General features: G+C 66.7%; 12 protein-coding genes. 2 read left to right on the forward strand and 10 right to left on the reverse strand.

Translation table 11 applies throughout. From position 1 onward, the window contains the following. Positions 1–43 precede the first annotated feature (43 nt). The gene (locus AC3WLE_RS21575; RefSeq protein ID WP_492356316.1) at positions 44–1,795 is read left to right on the forward strand and encodes a glycosyltransferase family 39 protein; all 1,752 of its coding nucleotides are present in this window, start codon (positions 44–46) and stop codon (positions 1,793–1,795) included. 44 nt (positions 1,796–1,839) lie between these two features. Then, on the forward strand, positions 1,840–2,895 hold the full coding sequence (locus tag AC3WLE_RS21580) for a bifunctional UDP-4-keto-pentose/UDP-xylose synthase (RefSeq protein ID WP_492363591.1): 1,056 nt from the start codon (positions 1,840–1,842) through the stop codon (positions 2,893–2,895). A gap of 115 nt (positions 2,896–3,010) precedes the next feature. Here AC3WLE_RS21580 and AC3WLE_RS21585 read toward each other — a convergent pair whose 3' ends face one another. The 10 genes from AC3WLE_RS21585 to AC3WLE_RS21630 form a co-directional block, all read right to left on the reverse strand. Beyond that, entirely contained in the window at positions 3,011–3,436 is a 426-nt protein-coding gene (locus AC3WLE_RS21585; protein ID WP_492353116.1) for an Hsp20/alpha crystallin family protein, read from the reverse strand. A 15-nt stretch (positions 3,437–3,451) separates the two neighbouring features. Beyond that, positions 3,452–3,892: an Hsp20/alpha crystallin family protein gene (locus AC3WLE_RS21590; protein WP_492357444.1), complete on the reverse strand. Its 441-nt coding sequence runs from the start codon at positions 3,890–3,892 to the stop codon at positions 3,452–3,454. Between the two features lie 316 nt (positions 3,893–4,208). After that, positions 4,209–6,107, reverse strand: a complete 1,899-nt coding sequence (locus tag AC3WLE_RS21595; protein ID WP_492320549.1) for a potassium transporter Kup — start codon at positions 6,105–6,107, stop codon at positions 4,209–4,211. A gap of 319 nt (positions 6,108–6,426) precedes the next feature. Beyond that, the gene (locus AC3WLE_RS21600; protein WP_492320548.1) at positions 6,427–7,152 is read right to left on the reverse strand and encodes an ABC transporter ATP-binding protein; all 726 of its coding nucleotides are present in this window, start codon (positions 7,150–7,152) and stop codon (positions 6,427–6,429) included. Beyond that, positions 7,149–7,919: an ABC transporter ATP-binding protein gene (locus AC3WLE_RS21605; RefSeq protein ID WP_492320547.1), complete on the reverse strand. Its 771-nt coding sequence runs from the start codon at positions 7,917–7,919 to the stop codon at positions 7,149–7,151. Before AC3WLE_RS21605 ends, AC3WLE_RS21600 begins: the two co-directional genes overlap by 4 nt. Further along, a complete protein-coding gene (locus tag AC3WLE_RS21610) occupies positions 7,916–9,013 on the reverse strand; it encodes a branched-chain amino acid ABC transporter permease (protein ID WP_492320546.1) in 1,098 nt (365 codons plus the stop codon). Before AC3WLE_RS21610 ends, AC3WLE_RS21605 begins: the two co-directional genes overlap by 4 nt. 1 nt (position 9,014) lies before the next feature. Continuing rightward, positions 9,015–9,881 carry a branched-chain amino acid ABC transporter permease gene (locus tag AC3WLE_RS21615; RefSeq protein ID WP_018310382.1) on the reverse strand — a complete coding sequence of 289 codons (867 nt, stop codon included), beginning with the start codon at positions 9,879–9,881 and terminating at the stop codon, positions 9,015–9,017. 199 nt (positions 9,882–10,080) lie between these two features. Beyond that, the gene (locus AC3WLE_RS21620; protein ID WP_013956428.1) at positions 10,081–11,283 is read right to left on the reverse strand and encodes an ABC transporter substrate-binding protein; all 1,203 of its coding nucleotides are present in this window, start codon (positions 11,281–11,283) and stop codon (positions 10,081–10,083) included. A gap of 120 nt (positions 11,284–11,403) precedes the next feature. Beyond that, positions 11,404–12,240 carry an alpha/beta fold hydrolase gene (locus AC3WLE_RS21625; protein ID WP_492353119.1) on the reverse strand — a complete coding sequence of 279 codons (837 nt, stop codon included), beginning with the start codon at positions 12,238–12,240 and terminating at the stop codon, positions 11,404–11,406. Positions 12,241–12,275: 35 nt separating this feature from the next. After that, on the reverse strand, positions 12,276–13,931 hold the full coding sequence (locus tag AC3WLE_RS21630; RefSeq protein WP_492320544.1) for a benzoate-CoA ligase family protein: 1,656 nt from the start codon (positions 13,929–13,931) through the stop codon (positions 12,276–12,278). Positions 13,932–14,176 lie beyond the last annotated feature (245 nt).

A 14,176-nucleotide genomic window follows, 5' to 3' on the forward strand; every position in this document is an offset into this window, starting at 1 on the left:
CATCACTCACCCTCCCCCTTTCACGCCGAGCCGTTTGCGCATCATGCACCGTTCCGACCGCCTCGCCGCCGAGCCCGGGCTCATCAGCGCCCGGCCCGCCGCGCCGTGGCATGCCACGCGGCTGGCGGGCGTGCCCGCGGTGACGCTCGGGCTGGTGGTGCTGGCGTTCGCGCTGCTTTGGTTCGGCACGCTGGGCATGCGCCACCTGCTCGGGCCCGACGAGGGCCGCTATGCCGAGATCGCCCGCGAAATGCTGAGCACGGGCGACTGGGTCACGATCCGCTACAACGGGCTGAAGTACTTCGAGAAGCCGCCGTTCCATATGTGGGCCACGGCGGTGTCGTACGCGCTGTTCGGCATCGGCGACTGGCAGGCGCGGCTGTGCGTGGCGCTGGCCGGCATCGCCGGGCTGGGAATATCGATGCTGGCCGCCGCGCGCTGGTTCGGCGCGCGTGCGGGCTTGCTGGCCGGACTGGTGCTGGCAAGCGCGCCCATGTGGAACCTCGCCGCGCACTTCAATACGCTGGACATGACGCTGTCCGGCAGCATGGCCTGCGTGCTCGCGTGCATGCTGCTGGCCCAGCATCCGCACGCCACGGCGCCGGCTCGCCGCCGCTGGATGCTGGCGTGCTGGGCGGCCATGGGCGTGGCGGTGCTGACCAAGGGGCTGGTCGGGCTGGCGCTGCCGGGACTGGTGCTGGTGGCGTACACCTTCGTGACGCGCGACCTCGCGCTGTGGCGCCGCCTGCATGCGCCGGCCGGCATCGCCCTGATGCTGCTGGTGGCGATGCCTTGGTACTGGCTGGTGGCACGGCGCAATCCGGAATTCCTGCGCTTTTTCTTTATCCACGAGCACTGGCAGCGCTACACCTCGACCGTGCATGCGCGCAAGGGCGCGCTGTGGTACTTCATGCCGCTGCTGGTGGGCGGCTTCCTGCCGTGGCTCGGGCTGGTTCCCGGCATGGTCCGCGCGGTCGGGCAGCGTGCCGTCGTGGTTGGCGCGGGTGGGTCCAGGCCGTTCCAGCCTGCGCTGATGGCAGGGCTGTGGGCGGTGTCGATCTTCGTGTTCTTCAGCCTGTCGGGTTCGAAGCTGCCCGGCTACATCCTGCCGCTGTTTCCCGCACTGGCGATCCTGGCGGGCGCAGCGCTGGCGCGGACCGGCGACCAACCCTGGCGCAGGCAGCTGTGCGCCATGCTGGCGGTGGGAGCGATCGGCCTGCTGGCAAGCCCGGTCGTGGCCACGCTGGATTCCAACAACACCCCCAACGTGCTGTACCGCGCGTATGCCGCATGGGTGGCGCTGGCATTCGCGCTGGTGCTCGGCAGCGCCGCCATCGGGCTGTGGCTGCTGCGGCGGCATGGACGCCTGGCCAGCATCACGGCCTATGCATTCGGCATGCTGCTGGCGTTCTCCACCGCCTTGCTGGGCCATGAAGCGATCGGCCGCTCCGCCTCGGGCATCGACATGGTGGCGCCGATCGAACGCGTGCTGCGCCCCGGCATGCCGCTCTACGGCGTCGGCATGCTCGACCATACGCTGCCCTTCTACCTGCGCCATCCGCTCACCATGGTGGCGCAGGCCGACGAGCTCGCTTTCGGCGCCGGACAAGAGCCGCAGAAGTGGCTGCCGACCCTCGATGCCTTCGTCGATGCCTGGCAGCATGGCCCCCGTGCCATCGCGCTGCTCTCGCCGCAGTCATTCTCTGAACTGAGCGCGCGCGTGCCGATGCATGTCGTTGCGCGCGACTGGCGCCGCGTGGCCGTCGCCAACTTCCCCCTCGCCGGCGCGCGCTAGCCGCGCCGGCGCCTCCCGATTTCCCCTGCCATTCGTCAAATCCAATGCAAGGCAAGAAAGTACTGATCCTCGGCGTCAACGGCTTCATCGGCCATCACCTGACGCGCCGCATCCTGGAAACCACGCCCTGGGAGGTCTACGGCATGGACATGTCGTCCGACCGCATCGGCGACCTCGTCGACCACCCGCGCATGCACTTCTTCGAGGGTGACATCACCATCAACAAGGAGTGGATCGAGTACAACATCCGCAAGTGCGACGTGGTGCTGCCGCTGGTGGCCATCGCCACCCCGGCCACCTACGTGCGCCAGCCGCTGCGCGTGTTCGAGCTGGACTTCGAGGCCAACCTGCCGATCGTGCGCGCCGCGGTCAAGTACGGCAAGCACCTGGTGTTCCCGTCGACCTCCGAGGTCTACGGCATGTGCAGCGATGAAGAGTTCGACCCCGAGGCCTCGCCGCTGGTCTACGGCCCGATCAACAAGCCGCGCTGGATCTATGCCTGCTCCAAGCAGCTGATGGACCGCGTGATCCACGCCTACGGCATGGAGCAAGGCCTGAACTACACCCTGTTCCGTCCGTTCAACTGGATCGGCGCGGGGCTGGATTCGATCTTCGAATCGAAGGAAGGCTCGTCGCGCGTGGTGACGCAGTTCCTCGGCCATATCGTGCGCGGCGAGCCGATCAAGCTGGTCGACGGCGGCGCCCAGCAGCGCGCCTTTGCCGATATCGCCGACGGCATCGACGCGCTGATGCGCATCATCGAGAATCCTAACGGCGTGGCCAGCGGCAAGATCTACAACATCGGCAACCCGGGCAATATCCACTCGGTGCGCGAACTGGCCGAGATGATGCTGAAGATGGCAGCCGACTACCCGGAATACGCGGAGAAAGCGCGCAAGACGCAGATCATCGAGACCTCCTCGGGCGACTTCTACGGCAAGGGCTACCAGGATGTGCAGCACCGCGTGCCGAAGATCGGCAACACCATCGAAGAACTGGGCTGGAAGCCCGGGATCAGCATGGAAGCGGCGCTGCGGCGGATCTTCGAGGCGTATCGCACGCACGTGACGGAGGCAAGGACGTTGGTGAGCCAGGGATGAGTTTCGACATGTGGCGCAGCCCGAGGTACTTGCCTGACCGTGAGTGCTCCCTCTCCCGCAAGCGGGAGAGGGAGCACTCACGCAGCGTGCCCAAGCACCAGGCACGCGCGCAGCCTCAGCCGGCCGACACCTCGATCCGCCGCGGCCTCGCCTCTTCCCTGCGCGGGATCGTCAGCTTCAGCACGCCGTCCTGCAGGTTGGCCTCGATGCGCGAAGCGTCGAGATCCGGGCTGAGCGTAAACGTGCGCGCATAGCGCGGCTGCCGAATCTCGGCAAGCTGCACGCGCAGGCTCGCGGGCGTCGGCACGACGGCTTCGCCTTCGATGCGCAGGCTGCTGTCGTGCACGTTGACCTCGAGGTTCTCGCGCGGCACGCCGGGCAGATCCGCCCACAGCGTGACCCCGGCGGGAGTCTCGTAGATATCGACCGCGGGCACCAGCGTCATGGCCTGGGTTTCCGCGCGACGTTGCGCGACAGCGCCCTGGTCACCCTGGCCGCTTGCGTTCTGGTCGCGCTGGACGACCTGGTTCGAATCGCTCATGGCTTCCTCCTCACGTTAGCTGACGGTGATCGCGCGCGGACGCGACGCTTCGCGCTTGCCTACGCTGATCGACAGGCAGCCGTTGGCATAGCGTGCCTGCACCTTGTCGGGATCGGCCGACTGCGGCAATTCGATCACGCGGCGGAAACTGCCGAAGAAGCGCTCCTGCGCATAGGGCCGCACCTCGGCTGCGCCTTCCGGCTGCACCTGGGCTCGCTCGCCGCTGATGGTCAGCAGGCCCTTGTCGATCGATACCTCGAGCTGGTCCGTCTTGATGCCGGGTGCGAACACCACGATCTCGATCGAGTCATCGGTCGTGCCGATATTCAGCGGAGGGAAACCCCCGAAACGCCCGGAGCGCAGGCTGGTTGGAAACCCGCCGAAGAGATTCGCCATCTGCCGTTGCATCCGGTCGAATTCACTGAACGGGTTGGTCCCGAAAAAGAAGTCACTCATGGTTAGATCCTCCTTCTATGCAGCGGGGAGGCGCAGGACCCTGATGTAGTGCACCTGGTCTCCTGCCAGGCCGCTGCAAACCAACGGAAAACACGCAGTGCCGCGTTGCCGCGACGACTGGGCAATCCATAATTAGTGCTGTCCCGCGCGGATTTCAAGGGGGGCGGATAGCGGGAAAATCGGACGCTGGCAGGTACGGGTGGCGCATGGCAGGCAGGCGGCGCAAGCCGGGCAAAAAGCAAAACCCCCGGATCGCCTGGCGGCGCGTCCGGGGGTTGCTGAGGCTCGACGGAAGCGGGCGCCGGGGCCCGCGCGTTCAGATCTCGACCTTGGTGCCCAGCTCCACCACCCGGTTGGCCGGAATCTGGAAGAAGTCCGACGGCTTGGCGCCGTTCTGGTGCATCCAGGCGAACAGGCTCTCGCGCCACATCGGCATGCCCGGCAGCTTGGACGGAATCACCGATTCGCGCGCGATGAAGAATGAGGTCTCCATCAGCTCGAAGTGCATGCCAAGCTTGCGGTCGGCCAGGTCCAGCACCCTCTGCACATCGGGCGTTTCCTTGAAGCCGTATTCGGACTTCAGGATAAAGACGCCGCCGCCCAGGTCCTTGCAGCTCAGGCGCTGGTCGTCGTCAACGTAGGGGATGTCGCGCGTGACGAAGGTCAGGAACACCACGCGCTCATGCAGCACGCGGTTGTGCTTCAGGTTGTGCAGCAGCGATACCGGCACGGCCTCGGTATTGCCGGTCAGGAACACCGCGGTGCCCTCGACCCGGTGCGGCGGGTGCGCCAGCAGCCCGGCGATAAAGGGTTCGAGCGGGATGCCGTCTTCCAGGCTGCGCGCGCGCAGCAGCTTGCGGCCGCTGTACCAGGTCATCAGCAGGAAGAACGTGGCGCTGCCCAGCAGCAGCGGGAACCAGCCGCCTTCGGCAACCTTGAGCAGGTTGGCGGCAAAGAACGCAAGGTCCACCAGGATGAAGCCCAGCCCGACCACCGCGACCAGCGCGGGGTTCCACTTCCAGACGTTGCGCATGCACACCGCGGCCAGGACGGTGGTGATGACCATGGTGGTGGTCACGGCGATGCCGTAGGCGGCGGCCAGGTTCTCTGACTTCTTGAACGAGATCACCACGCCGATCACCAGCACCAGCAGCAGCCAGTTGATCACCGGCAGGTAGATCTGGCCGATCTCGGCAGCCGAGGTGTAGCGCACGCGCATGCGCGGCAGGAAGCCCAGCTGGATCGCCTGGCTGGTCAGCGAGAATGCACCGGAGATCACCGCCTGCGAGGCGATCACGGTGGCGCAGGTGGCCAGCAGCACCATCGGGATCTGCAGCAGCTCAGGCACCATCAGGTAGAACGGGTTCTCGGCGCCGGCCGGGTTGTGCAGCAGCATCGCGCCCTGGCCAAAGTAGTTCAGCATCAGGCAGGGCATCACCAGCGCGAACCAGCCGATGCGGATCGGGCGCGCGCCGAAGTGGCCCATATCGACGTACAGCGCCTCCGCCCCGGTCAGCACCAGGAATACGGAGCCCAGCACGATAAAGGCCTGCAGCGCATGCTCCACCAGGAAGGTGACCGCGTAGTACGGGTTGACCGCCTTCAGGATTTCAGGCGCCTGCACCAGCTGGTAGATCCCCAGCGCACCCAGCGCCAGGAACCAGGCGGTCATGATCGGCCCGAACAGCTTGCCCATGGTGGCGGTGCCGTGGCGCTGGATCAGAAACAGCGCCGCCAGGATCACCAGTGTGATCGGTATCACGAACTGCGACAGCTGCGGCGCGGCGATCTCCAGCCCTTCCACCGCCGACAGTACCGAGATCGCCGGCGTGATGACCGCGTCACCGTAGAACATGCAGGCGCCGAAGATGCCCAGCATCATCAGCATCCTGGCCTTGCCGGAGCGTGGTGCCACGGTGCGCAGCACCAGTGCCATCAGCGCCAGCACGCCGCCTTCGCCGTCGTTGTCGGCCCGCATCACGAAGACCACGTACTTGATCGAGACCACGATGATCATGGCCCAGAACAGCATCGAGATAATGCCCAGCACGGCCTCCGGGCTGAACATGATGCCGTGCTCCTTGCTGAAGCACTCCTTGAGGGCATACAGCGGGCTGGTGCCGATGTCGCCGAAGACGACGCCTACCGCGCCGAGCACCAGGGCGCGCGTGCTCGGGCTCTCGACAAAATAATGGCTGGTTGTGGATTGGGTCATGAAATTGGGTCTGCTCGACCAGGTCGCCGGCAGGTTTGTTGGCTCTGCCGCGGCCCGGTCCCATCCAGCGCAACAGCTTGCTGCGCCCGTTTCCGGTTCTGCTTGCGGTTCTTATTGCATTGCACAAACGCGCGCAATTCTAGATGAACTGTCGACTATCGACCACTGCGGCAAACAGGGATGCCGCTTTCGTGACTTCGCAAGGATGGGAGGGAAGCGGCGGATGGTCAAGCCCTGGGAGAGCAAAACAGCGTGTCCTTGCGCCTGCAAGCGGCGTTGCGGCATGACAACATAAGCGCCTTATGCGGCGCTTTCCATCTCAAACACCCAGGTAGCGGTCCAGGGCTTCGGGCTTGCCGGCAAGGTCCGACGCGGGGCCGGCCATCACCACCCGGCCCTTCTCCAGCACCACGGCACGGTCGGCATGCGCCAGCACCGAGCGGAAATTGCGGTCGACCACGACCGAGGCGATGCCGGTGCCGCGCACGGTGGCGATGACCTCCCAGATCTCGCGCACGATGCGCGGGGCCAGCCCTTCGGTGGCCTCGTCCAGCACCAGGCAGTCGGGATTGGTCATCAGCGCGCGGCCGATGGACAGCATCTGCTGCTCGCCGCCGGACAACTGCTGGCCGCCATGGGACAGGCGTTCCTTCAGGCGCGGGAACAGGTCGAGCACGCGCGCCTCGTCCCAGTCGTTGCGGCCGTTACAGCCCTTGCGCGCGGCCATCAGCAGGTTTTCGCGCACCGACAGGCTGGGGAAGATGCCGCGGCCCTCCGGCACGTAGGCCACGCCCAGGCGCGCCACCTCGAACGGCTGCGCGCGCGAGACGTCGCGGCCGGCCACGCGGATCTGCCCCTGGCGCTGGCGCACATGGCCCAGCAGCGTGCGCAGCAGCGTGCTCTTGCCCATGCCGTTGCGGCCCAGCAGCCCGACCGTTTCGCCCACGCCCACGGTGAAGTCGACGTCGCGCAGCACGTGGCTTGAGCCATACCAGGCATTGATGCCGGTGGCCTCGATCATCGGCGAATTGATCGGTGCGTTCATGCGGGCTCGCTCTCTTCCTCGCCCAGGTAGGCGACCTGGACCTCGTGGTTGGTCCGGATCGCCTCGGGGCTGCCCGTGGCAATCACGGCGCCGTTGACCATCACGGTGATGCGGTCGGCAACCGAGAACACCGCGTCCATGTCATGCTCGACCAGCAGGATGGCGTGGCCCTCGCGCAGGCCGCGCAGCAGCGCCAGCATCCGCGCCGACTCTTCCGCGCCCATGCCGGCCAGCGGCTCGTCCAGCAGCAATGCGACCGGCTGCGTGGCCAGGCACATTGCCACCTCCAGCTGCCGCTTCTGGCCATGGGCCAGGTCGCTGGCAAGCCGGTCCGCCAGCGGCGCCAGGCCGGCCCGCTCCAGCGCCTCGTCGGCCAGCGTGGCGCTGGTGCGGCAGCCCTGGGCGCTTTCCCACAGCCGCCACGCACGCTGCGCGCGCGATTGCGCGGCCAGCCGGCAGTTTTCGCGCACCGTCAGCGGCAGGAAGATATTGTTGCGCTGGTAGCTGCGCCCCACCCCATGGCGCGCCAGCCGCGGCTGCGACCAGCCGGTGACGTCCTCGCCCTTCAGGCGCAGGCGGCCGGACGACGGCGGCAGTTCGCCGGACAGCATATTGATCAGCGTGGACTTGCCCGCGCCGTTGGTGCCGATCACGGCATGGATCTCATGCAGAGACAGCGACAGGTCGACGCCCGCCACGGCGGTCAGGCCGCCAAAGCGCCGGGTCAGTTGCTGCGCCTGCAGGATCGGGATTCCTTGCGATGTCATGCGGCCTCCGTATTGCGGCGTCCTTCGCTGCGGCTGTCCGCAGTGCCCGCGGGCTCATCCGTGCCGGTGCCGGCATCGCCATTGCGGCGCCCGCGGCGGCCGTGCCGCAACACCGACGGCAGGCTGACCAGCCCGCGCGGCAGCAGCGCCACCGCGACGATGATGAAGCCGCCCATCAGCAGCTGCCAGTGCTTGGTCAGCGTACTGAACCACTCGGCCAGCAGCACGAACGAGAACGCGCCCAGCACCGCGCCGGCCAGGCTGCCCACGCCGCCCAGGATCACCATCAGCATGGCGTTGCCGGACTGGTGCCACGACGCGATCTCCGGATTGACGAAGCCAAACTGGATCGCATACAGAAACCCAGCCAGTCCCGCCAGCATCCCGCCCGCGACAAAGGCGCCAAGCTGGTAGCGGTAAGTGGCATAGCCGGCCGCGCGCATGCGCTGCTCGTTGTGGCGGATGCCGACCAGCGCGTGCCCGAAGCGCGAGCGCAGCACCAGCGCCAGCACCGCCACCGTCAGCACCAGCCCGAGCCAGACCAGCCAGTAGAAATGCGTGGGGTCGTTGACCGTCAGCAGGTGCTCGCCGGGCACCGGGAATTCCGGCCGGAAGTAGATATAGGTGCCATCGCTGCCGCCCGCGATCTTGGTGTCGTGGAAGACGAAATACACCATCTGCGCGAACGCCAGCGTCACCATGATGAAATACACACCGCGGGTGCGCAGCACCAGCGCCCCAACCACCAGCGCCAACAACGCGGATGCGGCCAGCGCCCCCGCCAGCAGCAGCCAGCCGTTGCCCGGCCCGGCCTGCGGCGCCAGTACTGCGGTGGCATACGCCGCCATGGCGAAGTACGCGGCATGGCCCAGGCTGACCAGCCCGGTGTAGCCGATCAGCAGCTGCAGCGACAGCGCGAAGATCGCCATGATCATCACCTTGCTGAGCAGCTCGATGTAGAACTTGTTGCTGTCCGCGGTCAGCAGCAGCGGCAGTGCCGCCAGCACCGCGAACGCCACCAGCCAACCCAGCCCGGTGGCCAGCGTGGTGTTGCGCGAGGAGTGCCGGCGCGCCGGCAATGTCGTCGGATTCATGTCATCCTGCCTTGAACAGCCCCTGCGGCTTCCACAGCAGGATCACCGCCATCAGCAGGTAGATCAGCACGCCGGCCGCCTCCTGCCAGAACACCTTGCCGAAGGTATCGACGAAACCCAGCAGCAGCGACGCCACCAGCGCGCCCTTGACCGAGCCGATGCCGCCGATCACCACCACCACGAAGCAGACGATCAGCACCTGCGCGCCCATGCCCGGATAGACCGACGACACCGGCGCGGCGATCATGCCGGCCAGCACCGCCAGCGCCACGCCCAGCGCGAACACGAAGCGGTACAGCACCGTGATGTTGATGCCCAGCGACTGCACCATCTCGCGGTTGGTGGCGCCGGCGCGGATCATCATGCCCAGCCGGGTGCGCCGGATCACGTAGTACATCGCCAGGGCCACCACCAGGCATATCGCGGAGATAAAGAGGCGGTACACCGGATAGGTCATGTCGTTGCCGATCGCCAACGCGCCGTCCAGCAGCGCAGGCACCTGCACGCCGTGCACGTCATCGCCGACCAGGATGCTGCGCAACTCCTCGAACACCAGGATCAGGCCGTAGGTCATCAGCACCTGCTGCAGGTGGTCGCGCTCATACAGGTAGCTGAAGAAGGCCCATTCCAGCACGTAGCCGAATGCCACCGCCAGCACGATGCCGAGCGGGATGGCGATGAACAGGTTGCCGGTCAGGCCGGCGAGCGTGAAGGCCAGGTAGGCGCCCAGCATGTAGAAGCTGCCGTGGGCGAGATTGATCACGCCCATGATGCCGAAGATCAGCGTCAGGCCGCTGGCCACCAGGAACAGCAGCAGGCCGTACTGCACGCTGTTCAGGCACTGGATCAGGAAGGAAACGATATCCATGCGGGGTAATGCACCAAATTACCTACAGCGCCACACATGCCGGTGGCAGGCTCCCCTCTCCCGCGCGCGGGAGAGGGGTTGGGGAGAGGTCCGGCGCTTGCGGGATGCGAAGGCCTTCACTTCGTGGGGGCTTCTGCCCTCTCCCCCGCCCCTCTCCGGCAAGCGGGAGAGGGGCGCAAACCGACAGGCCGGGATGGCCTTACAGCCGGCAACCGCGCGCTGGATCAGCCAGCGCCTTCACCGCCACCGAGCTGACCTTGTTCTCGCGCCCGTCGACCTTGCGCAGGTAGAAGTCCTGCACCGGGTTATGCGCCTTGGACAGCGTGAAGGCGCCGCGCGGGCTGTCGATCCTGGCCGCGCCCATGGCTTTGTACAGGTCGGCCTTGCGCGTCATGTCGCCCTTCACCGCCGTGGCGCCGGCCGCCAGCAGCTGGGCGGCATCGTAGCCCTGCACTGCGTACACGTCGGGCTGCAGCTTGTAGGTCTTGGCGTAGTCCAGGCGGAAATTCTTGTCGCGCGGGTTGGTCAGGCCATCGGCGTAGTGCAGCGTGGTTTCCAGCCCCTGCGCGGCGTTGCCCTGTGCCTCGAGCGTGCCGTCGGTCAGGAAGCCCGAGCCGTACAGCGGGATCTTGTCCTTGAGCCCCGCCGCAGCCCAGTCCTTGACGAACTTGACCGCGCCGCCGCCGGCAAAGAACACGAACACGGCGTCAGGCTTGAGCGACGCCACTTCGGTGATCAGCGCCTGGAACTCGACATTGGGGAACGGCAGGTTCAGTTCCTTCACCACCTTGCCGCCCTTGGCCTCGAACGCCTCCTTGAAGCCCTTCACCGACTGTTCGCCGGCGGCGTATTTCCAGGTCAGCGTCACCACCTTCTTCAGGCCGCGCTCGCCCAGCACCTGGCCCATGGCGTAGCCCGGCTGCCAGTTCGAGAACGAGGTGCGGAAGATATTGGGGCCGCACAGCGGACCGGTGGCCTCGTCCACGCCGGCATTGGGGATGATCAGCAGCGTGTTGTTCTCCTTGGCCACCTTGACGATGCCCATCTGCACGCCCGAATGCACCGTGCCGACCACCACGTCGACCTGGTCGCGCTTGACCAGCTTGGTGGCGTTCTCCGGCGCCTTGGCCGGATCGGATTCATCGTCGACCTTGAAATACTCGATGTCGCGTCCGCCGAGCTTGCCGCCCTGCTGCTGCACGTACATGCGGAAGCCGTTTTCGATGGCCGTACCCAGGGCCGCGTAGGTGCCGGTGTACGGCAGCATGAAGCCGACCTTGATCTTGCCCCCCGGCGCAGCGGGTGCGGGGGCCGCCGGCTGCGCGGACGCGCCGGCCATGGCAAAGACGGTGGCGACGGCAAGGCAGGCAGGCGCAAGCCTGCGCGAGGTGAAGCGACGCATGGTGTCTCCTGGTGGTCAAGCCGGTGGCTCGCTGAACCGTTGCCGGTCACCCCTGCCCTTGCCGTGTCCCGCGCCGGCGCATGCACCGTGAGGACCCTTCGCAACAGGCGGGAAGCCGAATTATTTTAGGTTTGAAGTATATGCGTTTATATGCCGAACCGCGGCCAGCGTCAACGGATCTTTTTGGTCGCGATGTGGCGAATGTCCACATCGCGCGAGTTTAAGCAAGGTGGTCTGGGGGGCATATCGATGGATACCCTCGATCTGCGCCATGGTGCCGTATTCGTCGTCCTCGCCCTGCACCGCCAGCACGGGGCAGCGCAGCCCGGACAGGAGCGGACGCAGGTCCCACTGGCGGAATCCGGGGTCGAGCCAGATATCGTTCCAGCCCCAGAAGGCCGAATCGACGTCGTCATGATGGCGCGCCAGCCGCTGGCGCAGGTCGGTTTCCAGGTAAGCCTGGCGCGTGCCCGCGATGCTGCGCACCGACAGGTCTTCCACCACGATATGCGGCGCCAGCACGGTGATGCCGGCAACCGCCTGCGGAAAGCTGGCGGCGTGGATCAGCGCGATCGAGCCGCCGTCGCTGTGGCCCAGCAGCCAGGGCATGCCGTGCGTGCGGCCGGGACCGATGTCGAGTGCGTCGAACAAAGCGGGCAGCGCCTCGCGTGCCTGGCGATGCATGAAGTCGGGACGCCATTTTTCGTCGTGCGGCCGCGGCGTCGAACCTCCGTAGCCGTAGCGCGAGAACACCAGGCCGCGATAGTCGCCGGCCTCGCAAAAATCGCGCGGGAAATCGCGCCACATGCTGACCGAGCCCAGCCCCTCATGCAGGAACACCACCAGCGGGCGCTGCGCGCGTTCAGGCCGCAGCCACTGGTACTCGATCCGGATACGGCGCTTGTCGAAGGGGATTTCCACCAGGCTGCTTTGCATGGGCACGTTGTTGTCTTGCATCGGTTCAGAAGGAATGTCCAGAAGCTGCGGGCGCTTCATTGCGCCGCCTCCCGCGCAGCCTGCTCGCGCTGGCGCAGGCGGAAGCGCTGGATCTTGCCGGTCGCGGTCTTGGGCAGTTCGGGCACGCATTCGATCTGGCGCGGGTACTTGTATGGCGCGAGGCGCGACTTGATAAAGGCCTGCAGTTCCGCCGCCATGCCGTCATGCCATTGCTGGCCGGGCCGCAGCACGACAAAGGCCTTGGGCTTGACCAGTTCGTCGGCATCGGTGACGCCGATCACCGCCGCCTCCAGCACGGCCGGGTGCTGCGCCAGCGCGGCCTCGACCTCGAACGGCGACACGTAGATGCCGCCGACCTTGAGCATGTCGTCGCTGCGGCCGGCATAGGTGTAGTAGCCATCGGCATCGCACAGGTACTTGTCGCCGCTGCGCGTCCATTCCCCGACGAAGGTATCGCGGCTCTTGTCGCGGTTGCACCAGTACATCAGCGCGGCACTGGGGCCCTTGATATAGAGGTCGCCGATCTCGCCGGGCGCGCACGGCTCGCCGCGCTCGTCCAGCAGCTTCAGCGCGTAGCCAGGCACGGGCTTGCCGGTGGTGCCGTAGCGCACCTCGCCCGGCCGGTTCGACAGGAAGATATGCAGCATCTCGGTGGAGCCGATGCCATCCAGGATGTCGCAGCCAAAATGCGCTAGGAAGCGTTCGCCGATATCGCGCGGCAGGGCCTCGCCGGCGGAGGTGCATACACGCAACGCCACCTCGGCGCGCGGCGGCAGCTCAGGCGCCGCCAGCATGCCCGCAAACAGCGTGGGCACGCCGCAGAACACTGTGGGCCGCTGCTCGCGCAGCCGCCTGAACACGGCTGCCGGCGTGGGCCGCTCGGACATCAGCACGGTAGTGGCCCCGACCGACATCGGAAAAGTCAGCGCATTGCCCAGCCCATAGGCAAAGAACAGCTTGGCGGCCGAGAACACCACGTCGTCCTCCCGGATGCCCAGCACCTGGCGCGCATACAGGTCAGCCGTATGGAACAGGTTGCCATGTGTGTGCACGGTGCCCTTGGGCCGTCCGGTCGAGCCCGACGAATACAGCCAGAACGCCATGTCGTCCGGGCCGCTGCGCACGGCCTGCGCGGGAGAACGCGTGCGCGCCAGCATCGCGCCCACGCTGCATGCCGGCGCGCCGTCGGCATGCGGCGCCGCCTGGATCACCATCGGCGCCAGCCCGCTCTTGTCGATGGCGGCCTTCATCACCGGCAGCAGCGGCTCCGACACCACCACGGCGCGCGCGCCGCTGTGGCCAAGCATGTAGGCGTAATCGTCCGCGGTCAGCAGGGTATTGACCGCCACCGGCACCACACCCGCCAGCAGGCAGCCGAGAAATACCGTGGGGAAATCAATGGTATCGAGCGCGCACAGCAGCAGCCGCTCTTCCTGGCGCAAGCCCGCGTCGCGCAGCGCGCCGGCAAAGCGGCGGGCACGGGCATCGAGCTCGGCATAAGTCAGCGAGGCGGTGTCGTCGATGTAGGCTGTCCTGGCCCCGCGCCCGGCCTCGAGATTGCGCGACAGCAGGTCCTCGGCGGCGTTGTAGCAGGTGGGCAGTGCCGCCACGGCATCGGTAGCGGGTGGAACAGCCGGCGGCACGGGCGATGCTGCCGCTGGCATGCCGGCGGCGGTATTGGGGGGCGTCATTGTCTCCACTCCTTGGTGTCGCGCCGCGGGCCATGGGCGCCGCGCCAGCGTCAGTCCAGTCGCTGTTCTGCTTGCCGATGTCCGCCAACGTGCATGCCGGCATCCGCTTGTTGATGCATTTTATTTCATATCAACTATTATGCAAGCGAGGGGATGCACTATAGGACAGACTTTATCGAAGCGACTGCCTGCCGCGCCACTTGGCGCACCAAGGCTGCTCGTATAATGCGCCCTTGCTTTTTCTG

This window comes from Cupriavidus sp. FW306-1B-F12B, assembly GCF_058781795.1.